Raw genomic sequence first — 25,004 nt, forward strand, 5'->3', positions numbered from 1 at the left:
TATGAAATCCGAACAAAAAACAACTACAGAAAAGAACAAAAAGAAAAGGCAATTTCTTCTGGTGTTGCCTTTTCTTGTTATTCCGTTTATAACTATAATTCTATATTCCTTTGGTAAGATCGACAACCCCTCGAAAGAGGATAAAACAAAAACGAAACTCCAGGGATTCAATATGAATCTGCCGGGTGCGAAGACAAACGATGATAGTAGTTGGAACAAACTGAAATATTATGAGAAAGCCGATAGAGATTCGGCAAAATATCGTTCATTAATGCAGAACGATCCTTATTTAAAACTATCGTCCTTGGAAGGTCAGACATTTGCAAGTGACACCGACTACACAAATTATGAGATTGGAAGTAGACGTATTGTATCTATGAGCAATTCTGAGTATAGGGGTAATGAAATCAAAGACCCGAATGAAGAAAAGGTCTATAGAAAAATAATAGCCTTGAATGAAGAACTCAACAGAACATCGGCTTTACCAAACGGAACTGATAATTCATTAAATAGCCATCTTCCTACTCCTTTACAAAATAACAATACGGAGGGGATATATCGCTTAGAAACAATGATGCGCGAAATGTCCAATGCTGACAAACCAGATCAGCAAATGGAACAAATATCAGATGTACTTGAAAAAATACTGGACATTCAGCATCCAGAGAGAATTAAAGATAAATTCCAATCACTGTCTGAAAAGAATAAAAATCAGGTATTCGCGGTATCAACAAATAAGAATGAAAATATAGTAACTCTAATGCAAAGTGATACTATCAGAAGAAGTCCTATTATGGATTCCCTTCTGTCTCTTGAATACCTTGACCCGGAAAATAGGTTTTACTCACTGGAAAATCAAGATAAGAGTAGCCTACCAAACACGGTAAGAGCAGTCGTAAGCGAATCTAAAGAAGTAACAGATGGTTCAAAAGTGAAGTTAAGGTTACTTGAAGACATTTACGTAAATGGTGTCCTTGTGCCGAAAAATACCTTTGTTTACGGAAAAGGAATACTCAAAGAGGGGCGGTTTGCAATATCTATCAAGTCGATACAATCAAGTAATAGTATTCTTCCGGTTGACCTTTCAGTTTTCGACCTAGACGGCATTGCCGGTATAGATGTTAATGCTAACATGGCAACCGAAGTGGCAAAACAGTCAGCAGATCAAGCAATTCAAACATTGAGTATTTCATCTCTCGACCCTAGCATTGGAGCGCAAGCTGCTACCGCTGGCATTCAGGCTGCGAAGTCCTTAATAGGAAGAAAAGTAAAAGTTGTTAAAGTCAATATCCGATCAGGTTATGAGGTTCTACTGATAGATAACAACGTAAAATAAAAATAGATATTCATACATATGAGAATACATCTTTAAAAAATAAAACGCAAACAGAATATGAAAAGGATTAGTGTTTTAATGGTATTGTGCGTTATATTGCTGTTTAATGCTTCACATGCACAAAATGTTACCGATTCGTCAAATGTTATTGCTAAAAAGATTGAACCATTAACTTTCGAGGTAAGTCTTAATCAAACTAGCAACCTTATATTTCCTTATGATATAAAAAGTGTAGATAGGGGTATTAGTGCAATACTAGTACAGAAGGCTAAAGGTGCGGAAAATGTTTTACAGGTAAAGGCAGGTAAGATTAACTTCCCAACAACAAATTTATCTATTATTACTGCGGATGGAAAATTTTATTCCTTCTTGGTCAATTATTCCGATCATCCCTCCACATTAAATCTTTGTTTTTATAAAGACTATTCGCAAGATGATACAAAGGTTTCTTTGTCAGGAATGGAGAAGAACAAGGAATTCTATAATAAAATCGCCCCAAAAGTATTGAATGCCAAACAGTTCCTGCACAATTCAATGAAAGAGCAAAAAATACTCATCAAACTAAGAAGTATATATTTAGCAGAAAATAGCATGTGGTTCACTCTTAATATTAAAAACAGATCGTTAATCAACTATATGCCGGAATATGTGAAGTTTATTGTTAAGGATAAAAAGAAAACTAAAAGAACTGCTATCCAAGAAAAGGAACAATCGCCATTATTTGCCCTATCATATTCGTCAATTGCGGGCAATAGTGATAGCAACATCCTTCTAGCATTTCCATCTTTTACTATTCCCAAAAAACAACAGTTATTTATACAAATAGGCGAGAAAAGTGGCGGTAGAATACTCCTATTAAAACTAAATTATCATACTATACTTCGGGCCAAGATACTGAAAAATTAGGCGCTAAATATGGCTACTACCACCATGTATAGGGACATTACAAACACAGCGATGATTTTTTGGTTACAAGAAGTGGAATAAATGAAATTTTAAGGATTAAAAAAAATCTCGAATGGATATATCAAACACCGACTGGAGCGATTGGAGTAACCTAACTGTGAAATTCTACGATTCCTAAATATTCGTTCAGTAAACCGAATTTTATAACAAGCCAATAAAATACAATGGAAGAAAAATCATTATCCTTCACTGAGGGACAATTTATGCGGTTGGGTGTGAAGGAAGCATATAATACCCAACTTATTGAGCAAATGAAAAATAGTGTTCCTTTCATTGAACATCATTTCTCAAAAGAATACGAAGGAGGAAATACGGAAACCATATTCCATTTAAAAAAGTCTGCTTCTAGTGATAATTATTTTATTAACAAGTTTGACATGTCATTGCAGAAAATAGGAAGTGATAAAACCCTGAAACAAACCTTCTACATCAATAATAAGAAACCGAATAATGAAGATGAAACACAAAAAGAGAAGGTGGACAACTACACTTACAAAATGGCATACAACTTTTTATCAGGCCGTCCAGTACATCTTAATAACAACCAAGCATGGGAACAGATTAAGCCAGATGTAAAATTAGAGAATGGTAATTACGCTACACAACGTTATGATAAGAACTACGGTTTTAATCTGGACAATGTAGTAGATAATTATTCACTAGCAAACCAGAAGTATAAACCTTCCTTAGTAGAATCGCTTAATAGAGGTAATCTGCAAAAAGAGAAATTTTTGGATAAGGAAGGTAACATACAAGAGTATTTTGTTTCACCAAGTATAAAAACCGGCAGCCTTATACTATATGACCAAGATAAAAAAGTAGTTCCACTGGAAACTCAAATAGAAAAGCAAATAATAAGCAAAGAGCTTGGCGAAAGGTTAAATGAACTCTACAGTCAAAAACAGCGCATCGACAAATACGATACCACCAATACAGTAAATCAGGCATCAAAAGGAAAAAAAAATCAGAAATAAGGTTACCCAAGAGAAGACAGGTAGAAAACAAACTAACCGACAAAAGAATGTATGATGGAGTTGGAAATCTTTATATCAGATTTTATGGATTTGGTGGCCGATGATCCTCGAATTAATCCGAAGCACATTAGTTTGTTCCTGGCAATACTTCATTTTTATTCCAGGCAACAAAAGAGAAACCCCATTTCTGTTTTTTCAAGAGAATTGAAACTCCAGGCAAAGATTAGGTCTACCAGAGTATATTTCAACTGTATGAAAGACCTGAAAGAATGGGGATATATAAAATTTCAACCCTCTTTTAATCCTTTAATCGCTAGTCGGGTCATTCTAAAGATTATTGGCAAAAAAGAATAAGGACTGGAGTATCATAGCTTGAAAATCCGTGAAAAAACTTTGCATTAATGTGCCTCAACAGTGAACCAAACCTAATATATAACTCCTTGCTTAGATCTAATAAATTATAAAACCCATCCAAATAACAGAAAAGTAAAACCGCCTTAGTAGCGGTTTTACTTTTTTGTACAGATACAAGATTTTGATGCTTTAGATTCTATCATATTTGGCAATAAATGGACCCCTACCCTTTTTCCTATCCGATGCTTTTAGATGATTATGTATAGGTAGCAAGGCTGATAATCATTCTTCGCCTAATCTCTGGGTTGCAACAATTGCTGTATATCATTCCAAAGAAAATAAACCCTTGACCGGATTTTGTACGGTTTTAGCTTACCGTGCTTTATCCAGTCGTAAATAGTAGGCTTGGTAACCTGAAATAACTGGCAGACCTCACCGATTTTAAATAAAGGCTTGTAAATAAGGCCAGGGGTATCATATACCGGGGCACGGGGCGATTGCTGCTCTAACTGGCTGACTTCTTCACGTACCAATACACGCAGCTTTTGCCAAAACAGCTCTGGGTCAATCGGAAACAGCATAGGAGTCACCATCTGTTCATTTCTCTCACTTTTATCCATATCTAACCGATTTAGATAGCAAATATGGCTTTGCAGAAAAGAAAAAGTAGGTTAAGTATACTTGTTTCTGGCAAAAAGGTTGGTAAACCCTACCTGTAAAGGCCTTATGGTCTTTTAAACTGCTGCTCCAATTGTTTTAACTGCTGGACGCCCTCTGCAAATTGCATCTCTTCTAAAATCGTATAGGCTTCTTCAAAACTTTTAGCAACCTCCACAAGATGCCTGGGTTCCAACTTGGCTCGTTTACCCTTTTTAAAGATAAGATCAAGTTCATTTTTTATTCCTTTGGGACTTACCCCGAAAATCTTATGCAATTGATTAGCACACTTATCGCTAGGAGTTAGATAGCCTATTTTGCTAGTCTTATCCAGTACATAGAACAGCAACACAAGCGCCCGGTTAGTTGGCTGGTCCTGTTTACATTTTTCCAACCAAGCCCTTTCCCGACCTTCATACTCTGCTATGACGGTTTCCAGCTTGGGTAAGAACTCACTAGTAAAAATGGGCCGATAAACCATGAAATATAAAGGCAAATATATTATCACCTCTAACATTACATGGGTTATAAAATACATACTACTCGAAAAACCACTATAAAGCACTACAACAATAGTACTCAAGGCAACCAAAAATAAATAATGCAATAATGCATTATTCCAATAATCATTAATTAGCTGGCGGCGCGTAGCTATTGTTGGCCAACCCACATAGACATAGCGTTGCCTTTCGTGGGTTTGGCGAAAACGAGAATAAAGGTATTGGTAATTAACTGGCAGGTCAAAAGTAAAAAAAGATTTCCACCGCTTCAAATTCAAACTTCTCATATTCTGTCCTTTTTAAAACAACAATGTTTATAAATATACAAAATTAGTGGGCCTGTTTCAAAACTATTTTGTCGTTTCTTTTACTTGATCGTTAAGCAACGGTAAAAGTGCGTAAATCCTTATGCGTATATTTCGTAACTTAGTATATGCCTCTTCGAAACTTTTGCTCACTTCTACCATATAGCGGGGTTCTAACTTTGCTCGTTTCTCTTTTTTGTACAATAAATCAAGCTCGTTCTTCATTCCCTTAGTACTTACACCATAAATTTTGTGTAACAAACCCGCGCAGTTATCACTAGGTGTGAGGTAATTTACCTTACTCGCTTTATCGAATACCCAGAACAACAGCACTAACGCCCGGTTCGATGCTTGATCTTGTTTGCACTTTTCCATCCACGCGCGCCCCGACCTTCATATGTAGCAATAGCTATTTCCAGCTTTGGGAGAAACTCATCATTAAAAATGGATCGGTATGTGATGAAGTACAGAGGTAAATACAGTGCAATACAGACCAGAACAGTGGTAAGGATAAATTTATGGTCTGTTCCTTGGCCCAGCACCATAACTACGATTGAAGCTATTGAAGTCAATATGCGCGGCCTCGTCCTTCATAGGCAGCAATCACCGTTTCCAGCTTCGGCAGGAAATCACCGGTAAAAATAGGCCGATAGATCAGGAAATATAACGGCACATACGTTGTCATTCCCAACACTACAACAGCACACATATACATGCTATTGTCCACTATAAAGCAGCGTAGCAACGCCAGATAAAACAACTAAAAGTAAATAGTGCTATAACGCATTACTCCAATACTCATTAATCAACCGGCAGCGCGTTACCTCCGCGGGCCACTTGCGTACATGTAACGCTGTCCCTCATGGGTTTGACGAAAACGGGAATAAATGCAATTGTAATTAACGGGGAGGTCGAAGGTAAAAAAGGATTTCAACTGCTTCATGTTCAAACTTCTCATATCCTTGTTTTTTTATTATGTTAAGATCAACAACAATATGAATGAATATACGAAAATATAACAGCTGTTTCCAAATCTATTTCGCTTTCCCTTTACATGAACTTATTATAATCAAGAAAACCAATAAATCTAACTAAAAACAAGGTAATTGAAGGATTTAGGGAATGACAATGAGTTCTTTGTCAATAGAATTTATTAACTCCCAGCCTAATTGTGCAACTGAAGCATAGATAATATTTTGTTCTAGTGACGAATTTACACCCATAATGTTCAGCACCAGGCTATTTTTTTTCGTGTCATAATACTTCAAATCAATTGAATTGTCCACATGCGCTCCCCCATCTTTATCGGTGATAAAAAGAACTAAATCTTTCCTCGATAGACTGTGATTATTGTACTCTATTACTTCCATTTCCCACCATTTACGAAAATCTACTCGTTTGTACGATTTATACCATTCTGGCTGGTGTTGTTTGAATAGAGAAACCCCCAATAACAAAGCCCAGTATTTATTTAGCCACAAGCGCCAAGAATTGGTTGGGTTCAACGTTCCTAACCCCTTTCATATTTGTCATAGAATGAAGTTCTCCCCTTGGACCAGATGTGTCCAAAAAATCTATCTTATCTTGAATACCCAATTGATTCATTAAAGATTTACAATTTTTTGTGTGATGCAATAATAACCTTATTATTCCAATTCATTTTGCTTCAACCTCTGCTTTTATTTCAATCGAAAGAGGATTACCTATCTGCTTGTTATCATACTTTAAGATCAAATCATCTTTTGAAAATAATGTTAAGGATGAATCCAAAAAATAAAGCTGTTCAGCTAAACTAGCTACTAACTTTCTATGGTCAATATGTGATTACTCATAAAATTTGGATAGCATTTTGCAATTGGCTATAATAAAGTAAGGTCCGTCAATACCAAGTTGGTGTTCTTTCCCCACAATTCCTTTCTCATTGTTTGAGCCACCTTGATATAAGTTTCTTTTGTGGGATTAAGAATAAAGCTCTTTAAAGATGAAATAACTTCATCAGATGAATATAATAATGAATGATAATAATATTCCTTTATTTGGTTCATATAGTCTTCGGCTGTCTCATTAGGTACTTGCTCATTCAAAGCAAAATATCTTTTCTTAGTGATATCTAAAGCACATGCCATAAAGATCAATAGTGACCTATATTTTTCCTCTGTGAGTTTCATTAAACTAATATCAATTTCCTTTTTCTTATCAAAATATACTTTAAGAAGGGTTGCAACTGTGCCTCCAATTATTGCACTGATAAGGCTCGTTAGAATCTGCATGAAAGGGGGTTTATTTGCGATTGAAAATACAGCGTTTTTTTTAATGGGTCAAGAATCTTTATACCCTCAAAGGTTTCGTTTCTCACCAATTAAGGTTCCTTGACAAAGTGGAATTACTGAATGTACTTTAAACACTTGCTTAAATTACGTATCTTAGTAAAAGCTGGTTAACCTATATAAAGTATGGGAAACAAAAGGAGGTTATATAAAAGGAACTCAACTAAAAACTCGACTAAAAAAACAAAGCCCGCGACTAGCGCGGGCTCCAGTGATCCCCTTGGGACTCGAACCCAAGACCCATACATTAAAAGTGTATTGCTCTACCAACTGAGCTAGGGAATCGTTTAAAGGGAGCGCAAAGGTATACATTAATTCATTACTTCCAAATTTTTTCTGATTTATTTTTATACCTTAGATGTACATACGTCTTATGGAGCTACTTATTATGATTTTTAGCACGCAGGCAGAATGGGCGCATTGGCTGGAAGAAAACCATGCCACGGCGAAAGGAATATGGCTTCGCATGTATAAAAAAAACTCTGGGCTCACCTCTATTAACTATGCCCAGGCTCTGGATGAAGCCCTTTGCTATGGCTGGATAGATGGTACGGTAAAATCATACGACGACACTTCTTTCATTCAGAAATTCACACCACGCCGGCCTAAAAGTAACTGGTCTGAAAAGAATACGCAGCATGTGGAGCGCTTGACAGCAGCCAGTAAAATGAAACCTGCAGGCATCAGGGAGGTGGATGCCGCCAAAGCAGATGACCGTTGGGAGAAAGCCTACCATTCAGGGAGCAACGCAGCCGTGCCGGATGACTTCCTGGCGGCATTAAAAAAGAATAAGAAAGCCAAAACATTTTTCGATACCCTAAATAAACAAAATCTATACGCCATTTATTTCCGGCTGCAAACAGCCAAAAGCCCGGAAACACGCGCAAAACGCATTGCTACATTTATTGAAATGCTGGCGAGGCAAGAAAAGTTCCATTAATCATTACCGGGCTACCAGCCTGGAGCAATATGCAGCCAGAACTATACCGCTTGCGAAAGGCAATACCGGGTACTCCAACGAAAAAGAGGGTATATCAAAGTTCGATATACCCTCTTTTCTAAAATTATTTTTGGGTCAGCCCATAGCGTTGCTATAAATATGATCTGTTTTATCTTTGGTTTGGCGCATGTACTTACGCATCCTTCTGGTCGATCTATCTACGGCGTCTTTGGCATCATCAAGTAAGTTTCCTCCCTGACGACGTTTTTGAAGATATAGCATCACAAGAGATGCTGCTGTACCTACTGCTACTGCTGCAATCAATATCTTTTTCATATTTCAGGTTTTAGTCTGAAAACGAACCAATAGTCATGCCAACAGCGGGCATGCGCAGCCATATAAACAGCCTTAATGAATCTCCTTACCAAAGGGCGTAAAGCTCAGGCTCATCAATTTAAAATGCTGCCGGGCAAAAGGAATCCCTATAATCGTTATCGTCAATAGCAAGCCGAAGCCCAGATGTGCCAACGCAATCCAGATGCCACCGAGAAATATCCAGATAATGTTAAAAATGGTAGATAAACAGCCGATTTGTCCTGGCGCTGACCTCACTTCCCTTCCAAAGGGCATTAATGTAAAAAACGCTATCTTAAAACATTGTAGCCCGAAGGGAATACCAATGATGGTAAGACACAGCAGCAGGCCCCCAACCATATACTGGATAAAAGAAAAAAGGCCCCCAAAGATGAGCCATAGGATGTTGCCAATTAAGTTCATATACCAAATATAAAGCACGAAACAGCAATTTGAAAGCAGCTCGATAATTTATTCCCAAATGAAACACCCACTCAATTTAATCTTATTTTTTCCACTCATTATCTTTGGGCGTAGCGTCCATAAACAGATTCCCATCCAGTTTTACAATAGCTACTTCTTTTGTAGTGGGAATACTTAACACTAACTCCTGTGGTGCTGCTTTCCATACTACCGGTGTATAATGCTCGCGTGTAATGCTACCATCAACATAAGTAATTACCACATCAAAAGGAATAGCAAAGCCACCGGTATTGGCTATACGTAAAGTTGTTTTCTTTCCAGGCTTCACATCCAGCAACTGCAGATCTATATAATTGTTGCTGAAAAACCAATTCTTCCAGAACCAATCGAGATTATCACCTGCTGCAGTATTGAATGAGTAGAAGAAATCCCAGGGAATAGGATGCTTACCATGCCAGTTGTTCATATAAGCGTGTAAGCATTTTTTAAACTGTTCATCGCCCAACAGGTCTTTCATTGCCAGATACGACAACGACGCTTTGCCATAGGAATTACTGCCATAGCCCATTCCACTTACCTGGCTAGACATGGAAATAATAGGTTGGTCTTCTTCAGTAGAGGGGTCATTGATATACCTGTTTACCCTGAATTTCCGATAAAATGCATCCGCAGCGTCCTTACCCTTTTCTGCTATGGCCACCAGGTATTCAAAAGTAGTTGCCCAGCCTTCATCCATAAAGGCATAACGCGTTTCGTTGATGCCCATGTAAAAAGGGAAATAGGTGTGTGCAATTTCATGGTCTTGCACCAGTTGGGCAAAGCCAAGGTCATCCCCTACTGATCCATCGTTTACCATCATGGGGTATTCCATGTCGGCAAAACCCTGGAAGGCAGTCATTACCGGGAAAGGGTATGGTACACCCGGCCAATGATGAGAAAACCAGCTCAAAGCATTTTGGGTGAAAGCCACTGAATGATGAAAGTCGGTGGCCGTATCATTATAAGCTGCCTGCACACTGGAGCGGCGCATCGTGCTACTGTCTACCACCACACTGGCAGCGTCCCATACGTAATGGTTGCTGGCAGCGAAGGTAACGTCTGCAATATCCCGGGAAATAAATTTCCAGGTATTGTAATCCGTTTGTTGGGTAACAGCTCCTTGCTGCATTTCTTCCAGGGAGGCAACATGTATTACTTTATCTGAAGTATAGGATGCTTTCAAACGCCGTGCAATGGCTGGTTGCAGCACTTCCGCCGCATTTTGCAGATCACCTGTGCCCCATACCACAAAGTTTTTCGGCACTTTTACCGCTACATTATAATCATTGAAATCGCTGTAGAACTCTGCACGATCGGTATGTTCCAAACCATCCCAACCGTTGTAGTCGTCATATACCGAAATCCTGGGATAGGCGTAAGCCATGTAAACCGTTGTTTGGTCTATCATCCCTTCCCGGCCACTTTGTACAGATAAATCATAATGCCAACTGATCTGCATATCCAGGCTGTCTTTCGAGGCCAATGGCTGCGGTAGCGGCACCCAGGCGGTAGTGCCTACATCGTTATTAAACTCTAATGGTATGCCATTTACAATTAAGGTGTCTATAAATACGCCGTCGGTTAAAAAGTCTTTGCTCACATAGCCGGAGCGTGGCGACTGAAACTTATGTAAATTGACGATCAGGCGCAACATGATGCCATGAAGAGCATCCGGGCTGTTATTGATATAATGGATAGTTTCCTTACCCGTTACCTTCCTGTCTGGCGGGTTCACCGACAAGTCAATGTTATACACCCCCTTATTCTGCCAGTAACGCTTTCCGGGAAGGCCACTCTTATCTCTTGTTTCATTAGCATACGCCCGTTTAATATTGCGGGGCATATACAATTCCTGTGCGGATGCAATGGTCTGAGCGCCCAATAGCAACAGCACACTATACATAATTTTCTTCATAGCAAAACTGTAATTACAGGGATAAAAATAGCAGAAACCCCGGTAAAATAACTATGTCAGAAAAAATAAGACTCAATTTTACGGGCCAGGCGGGACAAAAATTCATTGGGAATATGATCGTGGGAGGCCTGTAACTGGCCATTTTCATCTGGCCGGAAAGTAACCTGTTCCTGGTCTATTTCTACCTGATAGGTTTTTTCTTGATGTGCTACTGGTAGAATATGATAGTCTTTTCCATCTAAATGAATAATTACCTTTTTCATAGTGATGAGTATCTTCAAAACTTTAACATAATTTATCAGTTTCCAGCCAATATTTCAACGTCTTATGATCACTCCGCGAATTCTTTATTAAATAATGCCAGTTCTTCCTGTTCACCCGGCGGTAATACTGTGCCCAGCCGCATAAAACCGATCCGTTCTAATAACCGTACGGATCGTTGATTATCTGGCTGGGTGATCGCAAATATATTGGGGGCCGCCAGCTCATTCCTACCATACTGTAAAGTGCCGATCGCCGCTTCATAAGCATATCCCTTCCCTTCTGCTTCCGGTAAAAAAGCAAATCCCAGATCAGGCTGCTCCAGGTATTTTCTTTTAAACAAACTGCAAATGCCGATGGCTTGTCCTGTAGTTTTCAATTCTACCACCCAGGCGCCATACCCTTTACCCTCATGGGAGCCCAATAAGTTGTGCATGATATAGCGTTGGGCATCTGCCAGTGTGTGCACCTGCCGGTCGCCTACAAATTGCAGCCAGCCGGGCGTATTCAACAATTCCAGTACAAATGCATCATCTATGGCTGCAAAAGTACGCACCAATAAACGAGATGTCTCCTTTAGGACTTTCATGCAAACATTTTATATCAACAAATACACATGCTATCTACCAAAATAAAGTTTTCTTCTGAAGAGAACAAATACACTTGCTTTACAGCACAACCGGCCTCTACTTTTCCTAAATAATATTCAAAGGAGCCCTTTTTGTTGGCCAATTCCTACTAATAGCCATAGACTAGGCCCCGCTTTGAGTTATCAGTAGTGCCTGTAATGTTTTTTTACGCTTCTTCCAGCTTTTTCAGCTGTTGCTGGAAGTCATATTGCAGGTCTTCGTGCTGACTGGCAATTACTTTAGCAATCTTTTTCAATTGTTGCTCATACAAGTGGAGGAGCTGGAGGCTGTAAGACGACAACAGCCCGGATTTTTTCATCTTTGTACAGAAATAGATCAACAATTCAGCTTCTGCCTGTTTGGAACCAGTATAACGTATGCGCTTATTCGTTATACGTAGTATCTTCCGTAACCTTTTTTTAGCGTGATATTGTTTGTCACTAGCCATGGCGGTAAACTCATGGTCCATTTCTTCTTTTACGGCTGTAATATAGCCTTCCACATCTTCCGCATCAAACAGCAGGTAGCTAAGCAGTTCTTTATTGTCGTTCTTATATTTAGCCAGGCGCAGACAAAGCGCCGATAGTTCCGCCGGCGGCAAAGTGGCCAATGCTTTTTTTATATCGCTGATAGCAGCAGCTTTCATAATTTAACAGATAATTCCTGTAAAGTTACGATCTGTCAGGCAGCATGTGCATCATCTTTACGTTCCAGCCAGGAATTAAAAATAGTATAGAACACCGCCACAATGATGGCGCCTTTAAACATACCTGTAAATCCCCAGGCGGCCATACCCCCAATTACCCCCAGGAAAATCACGAGGAAAGGAAGTTTACCACTCCTTGCAATAAGAATGGGCTTCAATATCGCTTCCCCGATCAGGATAAATACACCGTAAATAATCAAAAATACCGTCATACCCGCATGCCCCTGTGTGGCTATCCAAATAATAAGCGGCACCCATACTATCAGCGGACCCAACTGTATTACAACCATAAAAAAAATAATGGCGGCTAATCCCAAAGCAAAAGGAACAGCAGCTATTTTCAATCCTATCCAGGCTACAATAGCGGTAATAAACGCCGTGCCCATTACGCCAATAGCCACCCCCTTTATAGCTTCTGTAGTGGCATTGAGCAAGTCGTCCCCATCTTTACGGCCCAATAAATGCTGTGCGGCCCCTCTCACCGGCTTCATGGCGCGCTCTCCACCTATCAGCAGGAATGCGGAAATAATAATCCCGATCACTATCTGGATAGCTGCTCCTATAATACCGGCGCCTCCGCTTACGATGTGCCGTAATAACATACGTAACTGCTGTTCATGCCCATAGATGGTTTCTGTAGGACTTTTCTGCATACGCTCCCAAAATTCGCTGACATCTTTTCCTATAAAAGGTAAATTGACCGCCCATTCCGGTACCGGCGGAAACCCATTCTGACTTACATCCCCTATCCAATGTACCAGCTCCCGGATATGCGAGCTCAACGCAGCAATAATATAAGTAACCGGCAAAGCAATAATGGCGATCAATACTACCGCATATACCACTGCCGCCAACTTACGGCGCCCCTTCATCCAATCTACCATCCGCTCAAACAACTTGGAAAAAGAAACCGAAAAAATAAGTGCGAAAGTGAGCACTCCAAAGAATATACGCAATACGTTATAAAGTGCCAGTAACAATGCAAGCAATAACAGCAGTACCAAAATGGATTCAATCATATTTCTGGAACCAGACCTGAAGTGATTGTTCATACCAATATTTTTAAATCCGGGGAATCGGCTTACTGCATAAATATAACATCATTACCGAATAAAAGTTAACTTAGCCACTAGCCGGCAGGCTTGCCAAGATAACCCTGTCTTTTCTTCTGGCGAATACATCCGCAAATGGCAGCTTACTTATCCAGGCATAAATAAGCCGGCCTAGAAAGGCCGGCCCTCATATCAGATCGAATAATAAACAATTAACACATTATGGCAATACTGACGGCTTTACTGTAGTACAACAGGTTTTACAAACCGTTGCCCATTGCGGTGCACTGCTTCCAGCAAATAGTAACCCGGCAATAACTGCGTATTCCATTGGATGGTAATCAAGGTATTTTTTTGCGGCACTGTTACGGTAGTATGATATACCGGTTGTTGCAGGGCATTCAGTAAACGCACCTGGTAAGCACCGGTAGCTGCAGTTTCCGGAAACTGTACCCGTAACCCGCCACCGGTTACTGGGTTCGGATATACGGTAAGCGCCGATGTTGCATCAGAAGCTATTTTTACAATATTCGAGTAGGCAATACCGTTAGCCACACCTACCGCACTGATACGGTAATAACTGTCTCCCATATGCACATCGTGATCGTATGCCTGATAATTACCCTGCCCCATGGCAGCCGGCACATTTTCAAGGCCATAAAAATGCACGCCATCATCGGAGCGCTCTACCACAAAGGCTTGCCAGCGAACGTCATTAGCGGTCCAATTCATGGCCACCTGTTCATGTCCCTGATAAACCTTTAACTGTGGCGTAACAGAACCCGCCAAAGCCAATCCTCCGGTATTCGCTATAATTGTATCAGTAGATATCGCCGTTTTATTACCATCTACTGTAGTAACAGTGATGGTAACAATACCGGGAGCTTTCCCTTTTACTACCCCATTACTGTCTACCGTAGCTACTGCTGTATTGCTGGAAGTCCATACTTTAGCTTTATTGGTAGCATTTACAGGCAGAATAGCAGCGGTCAGCTGTTTTACGGAATCTACTTTAAAAGTGGCGGTAACAGGTGTAACGCTCACACTGGCTACATTCACTGTTCCAAATACATAAAACTCGTGGATAGACCAGTAATTGCTCTTAGACCCAGTTTGTACAATTTTTATGTAGCGGCCTATTTTGTCGGAAAAGCTGATCAGGGTCATACCGGTATTACCTACGCCGGAAGCAATAGCCGTTCCCCAGTTAGTGCCATCGTTGGAAGTAAATACATCGTAGCCGGCGGGCGAGTCGTTCGGACTGCCGGAAGCATCCAGCACAATAGCATGAAAGGTATTCACCGTTTTCATATCTACTGTAAAATTTTGTCCGTTCACCTGGGAACCTTGCGTGTCCCAACGGCTACTGGCTGTGCTGTCCAGCGCATTCTTAGCGTTACCGCTATTGATGGAGGCACTGGCAGTCCAGCCCTGCCTATCCATGGCGCCTGCCACAGAAACAGCCCAGATATTACCCAGGTTATTCTGCCACAGCGCCGTAGTAGATGGCTGCAACTGGGAACTATCAATAATAGAGGCGCGGGCAGACAGATGTGAACCGGCGCCAGGGTTTAAAATAGCGCCAACCGGCCAAATAGCAGAATTATGGATACTTAGGCTACCACTGGTGATATTACCCCATCTCAACTGCCCTGGCTGATGAAAATTAGCTTGCTGCATATTGATGGTTCCTCCATTCATGATCAGGCCACTGCCCGGATTACCCCAATAATCGGAGTTGAAGAAGGTAGAGGTACCCGTATAGGTAGGCTTGGTAGAAATATACGTTGTGGTAGTATCACCATAACCTACAATCTGGGAATTAATAAAATCGATACCGCCGCCCCCAGCTCCTTCAAAACGCATGCTGTTGCGGGAACCATCTATACCCAGGCCCAAGCTCAAACCAGAAGGCCCGCTACCGCTTTCAGCCAACATTACCACGCCGCTATGAGAGCCAAATACGAAGTCATTATATAAGATTTCATTCTGGCAATTACCTAGTGTCAGGAAATCCAGGTTAGCATAGTTATAATCGTACGCACCTGTGTTACTGCCGGTAGGTGAATTAGGCCAGCTGCCAAATTTAGATTCTGACCCTGCCGCATATACGATAGTATTGAACTGCAGATTATAGATCCGGCCATTAGCAGAATTACCACCTACCCGGATACCGTTTTGAAATACGTGCCCGGTCACAAAATCCAGGTAGTGGTTATCACACTTATAAGTAAAAAGATCGATACCACTATAAGTAGCGCGCATGCCCACGTTTACGATATAGATATCACTGCCGGTACCTTGTATCAAGTACGGATAGGCGGGTACGTTAGGGAGGTTGGAATATAACTGTTCCGGATAATCGAAGGTGATGCCCCGCACTCCACTATTAGCGGATAATTTAAGAAAAGGGGTGCCGCTGGCGTTGTTTTTATCGGCATATACTTCAATGATACTACCCGGTCCAGTGGGCACGGTGCTGAGATCGGAAGCCCCTTTCAGCTCTACGCCGGTAGGTACGGTCAGGTGGCCGGTTACTTTGTATTTACCTGGCGGCAGAAATACAACGCCACCACCATCTTGTGATGCCTTGTTTAAGGCAGCCTGTATTGCGGTAGTATTATCTGTAACACCGTCGTGAACGGCATTAAAAGGTGCATTGGTAGCTATATATAGCACCGTCCTGGAAGGTTTTTTTGTGGCGGCTGTTACATCCGGGAATGTGGGCAACGGTTTTAATGTAAGCGGCGTATGGTTGATAGTACTGGTATACTGCGAATTGTTCTGTATACTCACGCCTTTAGAAAAACGGTTGCCGGTGATAATTCCCCTGGCATTGCTGCCCAGCGTGATCTGTGGCTGGTTGTTATTAAAGTCACAATCGGTTGCCATAAAAGTACCTCCTTCAATATCGTCGACACCTTTGGTAATTGTGCATTGCTCCAACATGGTACGCACAGTAGAAGAAGGATCTACGTTGATTGCATTGAGGTTGCCTCCCAGTATGCAGGTATGGAACTGGGCTGTACCAGTGGTACCGGCAGCTATGACTACACCGGTTTCGCAGGAAACAGTGTTACAACGGGCAAACATAATCCCATCCGAGCTCACTACTTCCAGGTAAATACCGGTTTTACAGTTGGTGAAGGTCATTCCGTAGTTATGTCCGTTGGGAATAGCACCCGGACTGGCAATAGAAGGCGCGGCATGAAAGCCTTTGTTATATCCTTCAATATTTACAAAACTCGTGTAAGACCAATCATTCCTTCTCATCACAATACCGGTACCATTTTGATAGATCCAGCTTTCAAAAGCGCTGCCAGCGGCCGGCGCATTGGACAGGCCGGAACCAGACCAGTAAGCAGGTGAGAAATCAATACTTTCCATATGTCCTACGTCGGCAATATTGTCTATTTCCACACCACGGGATAGTGGAGTGCCATATAACCCATTGATAATAGGACAGCTACCACCGTTGGTGCGGGAGAAGATCACCCCACTATAGGCATTCACCAAAGTAACATTTTTGGTATTGCAGAAATCATTACCAAAATAACCTGGTTTACCAAAAAGGATGGCCGGCGGATAGGACGTAATGCTGCCGGGCAATTGTTCCGGGTACCAGATGGCCATGTCCATTACAGCAGAAGATGGCTCCATGGTAATAAACGGCGTAGCGCTTTCGTCGCCCCTACCAGAATAGGCCATGAGTATGGTACCCGTAATGGATTGGCCCTTTACAGGTTTCTGCCACTCCCCCCGCAGGGTAACGCCTTTGGGAATCACCAGCGTGCCACTGATCTTATATTTTCCCTGAGGCACAAATAAAGTACCGCCACCTAATATACGCAGGGTATCTAGCCGACTTTGAAAAATGGCCGTTACGTCGGTAACGCCATCGCCGGTAGCACCATAATCCGCTACAGAATAGGCAGCAACAAAAGCGTCTTTGGTAGGGTAAAGTGGATTAATTAATCGCCAGGTTTGCGCCTGCGATTGCCAGGGAATACTGGCCAACAAAACAAAAAGCAGCATTAACCACTGCCTAGGGTGTAACAATGTTGATGTCATATACGCGGTTTAAAGTTGGGAAAAGAAAACAGGGCTGCTCCGGCTGGAACAACCCTGTATATCAGACTAATTCTTTCTGGTATAAACGAAATCTTTCAAGTTAGTATCTCCTGCTTCCCACACAAACTTCACCAGGTGCTTACCGGGAGTTAAATGAATAGTGCCATGCACATAGTTCCAATTACTCCATCCTCCGGTGTTGGTGAACGGTATCTGACCGGTCTGATTCACATCATCTACTTCTAAGTGTACATTCCCAGGAGAATTCGGTGTGCTCAGTGCAATGCCTACATCATAATCTCCATCTACCGGCGATTCTACTGTATACTTCAACCATTCTCCATTAGCAGTAAATCCGATATTACCACCATTATTTTCTACGTCCACACCTTCCTGCATACGGTAAGTACCACCCCGGTTAGCCGGGTCGTTATCATGGTAGCCCCATCCTTCCCCACCCAGGTCAAAGTCGGCGGCCTTAATAGTAACCGGACTGCCCACAGCGGCAGATAATGGCAAGGCGGTACCGGAATAAGGATTATACTTTAATCCTCCCGGATCAGCCACTACGATCAACGTTCTTTTAGTGGAATCCAGCTTAAATACAGAAGGATCGGTGAGGTCGAGTGCCAGCGCCACCTTCTTGCCCGCATGCTGCAATAACGCCGACAAGGAAATGTTCACAGGGAAGGAAAGCGAATTATTAAAATCTTTAAACGCGATGGAATCAGGCAACGTAAAGTCGGCCGCATTCAAAGCTTCTACCCCCGGTAACCCTCCAGCCGCTATTAACCTGGACAGCGTATCTGCGTTAGGTTTTACATGCAGGTAAAAAGACTTGCCTGCAGTACTGGTATAGCTTACGCTTACAGGCACCTGTAACGTGCCAGGCCCTACGGCATAATTCTTTACTTTCACATCCGGCACGTTAATGGTTTTACCTGCATCCTGGAAATAAACATAATGGATCTGGTTGACCGGTATAATATCTGTAGTACTGATCAATACCACCACTATTCTTTTGGTGGCATCCAACATATTATTTTTGGTAGGCCCGGAAAGTTGTACTGCAACGGCCAACTTTTTACCATAATTCTTTTCAAAAGCCGATAGGTTCACTTTCAGGCTAAAACTGGCTGTTTCCGCACCAAAGGGCACTGTAACCAGGTAGGGAAGCGTAAAGTTTTCCTGCGACAATAAAACGGCGTCTGATAACGTATTATTCGCAATCATAGCAGCCACCGTATCCGTATTCACGGTAATGCCTATATCAAAAATGGCAGGTGCCGCATCCGATAATTTTATCTCCAGGGGCACATCTACGGTAGCTGCGTTCTTGCTATAGCTATTCTCCCCATCCGGAATTTTTACCTGTCCGTCTTTGGCATTAAATGCAACGCTTACCTGTTGCACAGAAATTTCTTCACCTTTTATATTTGGTTTTTTACAAGACGTTGTGGCAAAAGCCAACAAGCCTGACAATGTCCAGATCGGAAGTTTTATTTTTTGTTTCATCCTGTACATAATTACGCAGGTTAATTATTGTTCATCGCTACATACTTAGTGGTCCATACCCTTCCATCGAGGTTCCAGCGCAAATCTGATGGGATCTGCAACCAGTCGAGCACCTGGCGGCTCACATCTACTGATTGTGGCATCAGCGACGCAATGTTAGACGGGGAAGCCGGGCAGATAAGGTCATTAAAGTTGAACCAGTTGTAAGGTCCCTGTAATTTAAAATCGGTAATAATAGTGCTTTGGTCTTTCAGTACGCCACCCTGACCATCTTTCGCCGGCCAATAACCCACCTTTTTATCTTTTAGAGGATGACTGTTGGGCAGGGTGGTTTCGCAGGCGTACTGGCCAATCGTTTGATCAGTGGCTGCAGCCAACCATAATTTAATTTCTGTTACATATACATCAGGTGCCGGATAACTGCCCGTGTTAGAAAAATAACCCAGTGTTAAAGGCGCTGGATTATTGAAATTACCAGCATTGGAAATATCTGCCTGGCTCTTAAAAGTACCATCTGTAAACGTACGTACTGTTCTTGTTTTAGCAGCAGTATCCACGGTGATCACTGCAGCTACATCATGCCAGTTGCCATCGCTGATATCAGAACCGCTTACAACAATGTTATCTGTTTTACCTGGCACATTCTGACCCAGATTAAACTGCCAGCCTTTCTGGTTCAGCACAATTGCCCATCCCACATTTCCCGGGTCTAGGGAAGTACGTTTAGTCAACACCGGGGTATTAGAATAAGTATAATCCCCATTAGCGCCTGGTTGCACTTTGATCTTCATCTCTACGGTAAAGCCAAGCGTATTATCAAAGTCATAATTATGGTTCACATCATTAATAGTAGCATATACAGCGCTTGCCTCTGTTCCGTATAAATGCACACCTTTGCCAATGTACCGGTTACCTGTATACGGTTTATCAATAAAAGAGGGCATATATAAAGGGCTGTAAAAAATGATGAAATTATTCACCTTTGGATTGCTTAAAATGGTATGATCATCATCGGCAGAAGCTACCGTATAGGCCCCACCGTGATTAGACATTACAACAACCATCCAATTCTCGTTGCCAAAGGATTTACGGGCCTTCATGGCCGTAAGCAATTTACCAATATTATCATCTGCCTGAAGGATGGCATTCCTGTATTGCGGTACGCTGAGATCGTACCCATACTGTGCGCCACTGAGGTCTACACCATTGTACTGCACCATTACCAAACCCGCGCTATCTACCCCCAGTTCATTAACTGCGGCAGTGGTGGTTGCGTTATCATCATCAGAAAATACCTTGTTCATATCTGCATTACTTACCAGGTTATTACCTAATGCATTGGAAGAACTGAATGCCGCGATACGTACAGCAGCGCTCCTTTCCTTGATACGCTTAAAGAACACCGGAAAATTATTCAGGTTGTTATTATCCAGGGTATTGCCTTCTATGCTATGTTTCTGACGGTGCACACCAGTAAGGATATCTGCCCAGGTGGTATAATCTGAAATCAGTGTATCCGTTACCGTATTCCAGCTGAAAATAGCATGCGCTGTAAGGCCCATGATATTAACCGTATTGGCATCCCGTACCGACTGCCCACGGGCACCGTCTATGATCACCAGTAAGACCTTGGGATTTTTTACGATGGCGCGGGTAGTGTCTGTAAAATCCTTTTTATCAAGCACGCGGTCGAATCCTTTATTACAGGCTGCTCCCGCGAGTACTCCTGTTATTAGCACCGGCAACATCCACCAGCCCCATCTTATGTTATTATGCTGCATGTTTCAATAAATTAAAGTATAACCATCATTTAAGTAAAAGCCGGGTGATATTACCGACAGGCTGTTCATCAAACTTGGAAAAACCACCCGTAATCAGCAATTGCAACTGATTAGAAAAATTATAGGACTGTTGTACACTCCTTATAACGCCATCCACATCTCCTGTGGTGTTATACCCGGCAGCCAATGCACCGGTGGGGTCTAGCAACATAAACTGCCCCCTGTGAACGCCACCATAACTTTTAAAGTAGCCGCTTACCAGCACCATGCCATTGTAGAGTTGCTGTGCAAAAGAATAGCTATCGTCACTGTTCCTTGCGGCTCCTTTAAAGGAAGGATCTATTGAACCATCCTGGTTCAACATCACCAGTCCATTTTGCACCTTACCGTCGAAATTGTTGAAAGCGCCACAAAGCAGGAACTTGTGCGTAACCGTATTATAGGTGATGGAACTAATGGCATTGTCTGTGCCATTCCCCACCTTAAAAGTCCGGTCTATAGCGCCATCATCATTTAACCTTACAATATTATTTACCGCTTCGTTATTATATTTGGAAAAACGTCCTACAATGATCAGCTTTCCATCTTCCTGCATATAAGCATCATTAATGTAACCATTGGGTCCGTCGTTACTGCGGTGCAGGAGAAAGTTGTAGTTATAGGAAGAATCCAGCGACCCATCGGCGAAGAAACGCACCAGGCTTTTTACCCGTACAGAATCAGTGATCAACGAATCTCTTCTACCGCGGTAATCGGAACGTCCGTATATACGTTGTAGATAGTAACCAAAACTACCCACCGCAGTGATGGTATTTCCTTGTGCAAATATCCGTTGTATGGCCCCATCTACCCCTCCATTGAAAGCCGGCACGGTATCCTGATCCAGATACGTTCTAACCACCATACTGTCTATAGCGCCATTGTTGTTAAGGAGAGTAACATTATTAATTTCTCCAATATGTATATCATACGTGGAAAATCCGCCAGCTACAAGGAACTTGCCATTAGGCAGCCAGGTGATATCATTTAAGTATCCGCCAACGCCGTTACCCGTTTGCAAACTGCGATCCAGCTCTCCATCGCGAGACACCAGTATTAACCGGTTCAGCGGCTTCACTGCGCCTTTGTTTTCATAATCGGTAAAACTGCCGGTGAGTATCATCCGGCCATCCGGCAAGGGGAAAGAGCGGCTGATATAGCCATTGGAACCTACTTGCGCTTTAAAAGTGTTGTCCAGTCCCAGTTTGCCATTTACACGGAATACCGGGCCAAAAACAATTCTATCTCCCACCGTAATATATCCTATACCCGTGCTGGCATTCTGCGGTACTTTTACACGGATAGAAGCGCTGTCTATTGCTAAGATCTGGGCAGCTTCACCGTTGATGAAAAATTTCAGGGAAGATTGATAGGGCAATAAGCCAGTTGCTTTAAACGTCACTTCTGTACCAGGATCACCTGATTTAGGATTTGGCAGGTCGCTGCTCATGGCAATACCTAATGAAGGTTTTCCACCAGCGTAGGGGTCGTCGTATGCTTTATCTTTAAGCCTGCAACCTGCCAACAGCCAAGTACAAATTCCCACCAAAAAAAATACGTTCCTATATATAGATATACCTCTCATCTGCAAATATTTAATGCTTGTATATTATCTTATTTACCGGAGGAGGCAAATACGGCCATCACGTCCTGCATAAATTTCGAAGGATAAAATCCGAAGTAGGTATGGCCATCATTCAGCACATGTACTACTCCGTTATCAGTAAGTATATTACAAGAGGCCACATAAGAAGTGACCCATCCCTGCATGGGCGTAGATACATTGGGGATATAAGAAATGCTCAACTGGCGGTACCCCACATATTTCACGCCGTTATCGTCGCCATATACCACGCCAATATTCATTGGCTGCATATCCCATGAGTAATAGGCCTGTCCTGGATAATTGATCAATAAGTTATAATCAATCTGCGGATAGTCTTTTAGTTGATTAAGCCCATGGAAAAGATATACGCTGAGATATTTACGCCATATTTCTGCCGGTACATCCTGCAAGGTGCGAATGGTATCATATCCGGACTGATATAAAGCTGAATTAGTATAGTTTATCAAAGTTTGTATACTATGATCGGTGGGGGCAAAAAAGGTAATGGAGTCCGACTTAAAAATATCTTCCATACCAGACAGCTTCACAATCGTGGCCACTGAATCAAAAAAGAAGGGTTTCGCATTCAGGTAGTCTACTACATTCCCTTTGAAATAAGGGTTCGCCAAACCTGAGTCGAGATAATAATCACTCTCCTTCTGACAGGCGGTGAATGCCGTCAGTGCAACGAGTAGAATAAGGCAGCAATAGCTATACTTTTTAGATAGTTGCATAAGTGTAGTTTTACTTGGTCCAATAAGTATTTAATTGCACATAAGGGTTCTGGTTCTGCACAGAAGGGTCCAGCGGCCAGGTCCATCCGCCTTGGTCAAACTGCAGCTGGGTAAGCGGATAGTAAGCCCATTTGGCATTGAAGATGCGTCTTGTTCTTACCAGGTCAAAATAGTAATGCCCCTCTCCCATTAGTTCCCTCGCCCTTTCTGCGAAAATGGCGTCTTTTAAGGCGTCGCCGCCAGCGCCTGCGTAAGGATTGGCCAACGCCCTGCTGCGGATCTTATTTAACTGTATAATGGCTTCATCATCGCGACCTAGCTCAGATAAAGCCTCTGCCAACATCAGGATGCCATCTGCATAACGGAAGATGATCACATCTCCATCCGGGTTATAGTCTTCCTGGTCGGTGATGGCATATATGTTTACAAACTTCAGGTATTGGAAATCGCCATCATCTGCCAGCATGTTTTCATCGAACCAATACTGTACCCTCGCATCTGGCTGCCCGCTGGGAAACAACATGCTCAGGAAAGAAGCGCGGTAATAAGCGTAACTCCATTGGTGGGTAGACACAGGCCTTTTATAAGGATAGTGCAGTACCAGGTCGGAGAAGGTATTGTACATGATCACCTCTTTATAGTTAGAGTTCTGGGCAATTTCGAACAGGCTCTCTTTTGTACGGCCCTGAAATAGCTGCCGGTACTGGCTCAGGGGCAATAGTTCGTACTGCCCGCTGTTTACCAGTTCTGTACCTATATCAACCGCCTGCTGGTAATAAGTTTTGGCGTTGGCTTTATCAAAACCAGCGTTCCACAGGTCCAGCTCCATTATCAACGCGAACAACGCTCCTTTACTCGCCCTTACGCCCACATAGGCGGGATCTGTATAGCTCCACGGAAGATCGTCTTTCACCTTAGTCAGGTCGTCAAGACAATTCTTGGCAATGGTCACCATATTCTCCCTGGGCAAAGCTTCCTGATGATAAGCATCCGTATAGTAAGGCACATCACCCCATACCCGGATCATCAGCCAATAGGTCAGGCAACGCAAAAAAACGGCTTCGGCCTGGTAACGCTTTATGTCTGTTTTGGTAATATCTTTGATCTCTTTGGCGCCTACTTCATAATAAAGGTTATTAGATGCTTGTATCACTTTATAAAACCCCTGCCAGAGGGTTAATTCACGCCAGTGGTACAACTGGTCGTCACCTCTTTTATTGATAAAGGTGGTCAGGTCGTTTTGTGAAACATAGTGTACATAGTCGCGCCCTTTCTCTTCCGGCGATTCTGCCATCATACCCGAGCGCACATCACCGGCATTGGGCAAAAAGGGGCAGGAACCTAACTTATCGCGCAGCAATCCATAATTATCCCAAAGGTTGCTTTCCACATCTTTCTTACTTTGAAAGAACGCATTACCTGAAAGCTTATCCAGTGGCTTTACATCCAGGAATTTCTTACAACCACTCTGCGTTATCGCCAATAATAATGCGAGTAAACATATAATCCTGCGGTTCATG

At 42.2% G+C, this 25,004-nt stretch carries 22 protein-coding genes and 1 tRNA gene; 4 read left to right on the forward strand and 19 right to left on the reverse strand.

Annotated features, from left to right (window positions below):
- Nucleotide 1: 1 nt before the first annotated feature.
- From traM to ACDQ55_RS15265, 3 genes are all read left to right on the forward strand, one after another.
- Nucleotides 2-1,336, forward strand: a complete 1,335-nt coding sequence (gene traM, locus ACDQ55_RS15255) for a conjugative transposon protein TraM (protein ID WP_420982271.1) — start codon at nucleotides 2-4, stop codon at nucleotides 1,334-1,336.
- A 57-nt stretch (nucleotides 1,337-1,393) separates the two neighbouring features.
- Nucleotides 1,394-2,242 carry a conjugative transposon protein TraN gene (gene traN, locus ACDQ55_RS15260; protein ID WP_420982272.1) on the forward strand — a complete coding sequence of 283 codons (849 nt, stop codon included), beginning with the start codon at nucleotides 1,394-1,396 and terminating at the stop codon, nucleotides 2,240-2,242.
- 224 nt (nucleotides 2,243-2,466) lie between these two features.
- A complete protein-coding gene (locus tag ACDQ55_RS15265) occupies nucleotides 2,467-3,276 on the forward strand; it encodes a hypothetical protein (protein ID WP_420982273.1) in 810 nt (269 codons plus the stop codon).
- Nucleotides 3,277-3,923: 647 nt separating this feature from the next.
- Here the strand turns inward: ACDQ55_RS15265 and ACDQ55_RS15270 are convergent.
- The 6 genes from ACDQ55_RS15270 to ACDQ55_RS15295 all read right to left on the reverse strand — a co-directional run bounded on the left by ACDQ55_RS15270 (nucleotide 3,924) and on the right by ACDQ55_RS15295 (nucleotide 7,704).
- Nucleotides 3,924-4,250, reverse strand: a complete 327-nt coding sequence (locus tag ACDQ55_RS15270; RefSeq protein ID WP_420982274.1) for a helix-turn-helix domain-containing protein — start codon at nucleotides 4,248-4,250, stop codon at nucleotides 3,924-3,926.
- A gap of 104 nt (nucleotides 4,251-4,354) precedes the next feature.
- Entirely contained in the window at nucleotides 4,355-5,074 is a 720-nt protein-coding gene (locus ACDQ55_RS15275) for a hypothetical protein (protein WP_420982275.1), read from the reverse strand.
- Between the two features lie 586 nt (nucleotides 5,075-5,660).
- Nucleotides 5,661-5,801: a hypothetical protein gene (locus ACDQ55_RS15280; protein WP_420982276.1), complete on the reverse strand. Its 141-nt coding sequence runs from the start codon at nucleotides 5,799-5,801 to the stop codon at nucleotides 5,661-5,663.
- Between the two features lie 406 nt (nucleotides 5,802-6,207).
- Complete coding sequence (locus tag ACDQ55_RS15285) at nucleotides 6,208-6,597, reverse strand: hypothetical protein (RefSeq protein WP_420982277.1); 390 nt, start codon at nucleotides 6,595-6,597, stop codon at nucleotides 6,208-6,210.
- A 354-nt stretch (nucleotides 6,598-6,951) separates the two neighbouring features.
- Entirely contained in the window at nucleotides 6,952-7,362 is a 411-nt protein-coding gene (locus tag ACDQ55_RS15290) for a hypothetical protein (RefSeq protein ID WP_420982278.1), read from the reverse strand.
- A gap of 269 nt (nucleotides 7,363-7,631) precedes the next feature.
- Nucleotides 7,632-7,704 (reverse strand) — tRNA-Lys (locus tag ACDQ55_RS15295).
- Nucleotides 7,705-7,792: 88 nt separating this feature from the next.
- On the opposite strand from ACDQ55_RS15295, the gene ACDQ55_RS15300 reads away from it, so the two are divergent.
- Entirely contained in the window at nucleotides 7,793-8,359 is a 567-nt protein-coding gene (locus tag ACDQ55_RS15300) for a YdeI/OmpD-associated family protein (protein ID WP_420982279.1), read from the forward strand.
- Between the two features lie 135 nt (nucleotides 8,360-8,494).
- Here the strand turns inward: ACDQ55_RS15300 and ACDQ55_RS15305 are convergent, their stop codons facing one another.
- The 13 genes from ACDQ55_RS15305 to ACDQ55_RS15365 form a co-directional block, all read right to left on the reverse strand.
- Complete coding sequence (locus ACDQ55_RS15305) at nucleotides 8,495-8,695, reverse strand: hypothetical protein (protein ID WP_420982280.1); 201 nt, start codon at nucleotides 8,693-8,695, stop codon at nucleotides 8,495-8,497.
- Nucleotides 8,696-8,767: 72 nt separating this feature from the next.
- On the reverse strand, nucleotides 8,768-9,136 hold the full coding sequence (locus ACDQ55_RS15310) for a YccF domain-containing protein (RefSeq protein ID WP_420982281.1): 369 nt from the start codon (nucleotides 9,134-9,136) through the stop codon (nucleotides 8,768-8,770).
- A gap of 82 nt (nucleotides 9,137-9,218) precedes the next feature.
- Complete coding sequence (locus ACDQ55_RS15315; protein WP_420982282.1) at nucleotides 9,219-11,090, reverse strand: M1 family metallopeptidase; 1,872 nt, start codon at nucleotides 11,088-11,090, stop codon at nucleotides 9,219-9,221.
- Nucleotides 11,091-11,146: 56 nt separating this feature from the next.
- Entirely contained in the window at nucleotides 11,147-11,353 is a 207-nt protein-coding gene (locus ACDQ55_RS15320) for a hypothetical protein (protein WP_420982283.1), read from the reverse strand.
- A gap of 68 nt (nucleotides 11,354-11,421) precedes the next feature.
- Nucleotides 11,422-11,940 (reverse strand): GNAT family N-acetyltransferase, encoded by a 519-nt coding sequence (locus ACDQ55_RS15325; protein WP_420982284.1) that lies wholly within the window; start codon nucleotides 11,938-11,940, stop codon nucleotides 11,422-11,424.
- A gap of 206 nt (nucleotides 11,941-12,146) precedes the next feature.
- Nucleotides 12,147-12,626: a hypothetical protein gene (locus ACDQ55_RS15330; protein WP_420982285.1), complete on the reverse strand. Its 480-nt coding sequence runs from the start codon at nucleotides 12,624-12,626 to the stop codon at nucleotides 12,147-12,149.
- Nucleotides 12,627-12,661: 35 nt separating this feature from the next.
- Nucleotides 12,662-13,738, reverse strand: a complete 1,077-nt coding sequence (locus tag ACDQ55_RS15335; RefSeq protein WP_420982286.1) for an AI-2E family transporter — start codon at nucleotides 13,736-13,738, stop codon at nucleotides 12,662-12,664.
- 240 nt (nucleotides 13,739-13,978) lie between these two features.
- Nucleotides 13,979-17,809, reverse strand: coding sequence for a glycosyl hydrolase family 28-related protein (locus ACDQ55_RS15340; protein ID WP_420982287.1), 3,831 nt, complete (start codon nucleotides 17,807-17,809; stop codon nucleotides 13,979-13,981).
- A 66-nt stretch (nucleotides 17,810-17,875) separates the two neighbouring features.
- Complete coding sequence (locus ACDQ55_RS15345) at nucleotides 17,876-19,324, reverse strand: carbohydrate-binding protein (RefSeq protein ID WP_420982288.1); 1,449 nt, start codon at nucleotides 19,322-19,324, stop codon at nucleotides 17,876-17,878.
- Between the two features lie 20 nt (nucleotides 19,325-19,344).
- Complete coding sequence (locus ACDQ55_RS15350; protein ID WP_420982289.1) at nucleotides 19,345-21,105, reverse strand: DUF4983 domain-containing protein; 1,761 nt, start codon at nucleotides 21,103-21,105, stop codon at nucleotides 19,345-19,347.
- A 25-nt stretch (nucleotides 21,106-21,130) separates the two neighbouring features.
- Nucleotides 21,131-22,729 (reverse strand): DUF5008 domain-containing protein, encoded by a 1,599-nt coding sequence (locus tag ACDQ55_RS15355; protein WP_420982290.1) that lies wholly within the window; start codon nucleotides 22,727-22,729, stop codon nucleotides 21,131-21,133.
- Between the two features lie 29 nt (nucleotides 22,730-22,758).
- Nucleotides 22,759-23,484, reverse strand: a complete 726-nt coding sequence (locus ACDQ55_RS15360; protein WP_420982291.1) for a hypothetical protein — start codon at nucleotides 23,482-23,484, stop codon at nucleotides 22,759-22,761.
- Nucleotides 23,485-23,494: 10 nt separating this feature from the next.
- Nucleotides 23,495-25,003 carry a RagB/SusD family nutrient uptake outer membrane protein gene (locus ACDQ55_RS15365; RefSeq protein ID WP_420982292.1) on the reverse strand — a complete coding sequence of 503 codons (1,509 nt, stop codon included), beginning with the start codon at nucleotides 25,001-25,003 and terminating at the stop codon, nucleotides 23,495-23,497.
- Nucleotide 25,004 lies beyond the last annotated feature (1 nt).

It is taken from the genome of Chitinophaga sp. 30R24, from assembly GCF_049056765.1.
Lineage (GTDB): Bacteria > Bacteroidota > Bacteroidia > Chitinophagales > Chitinophagaceae > Chitinophaga.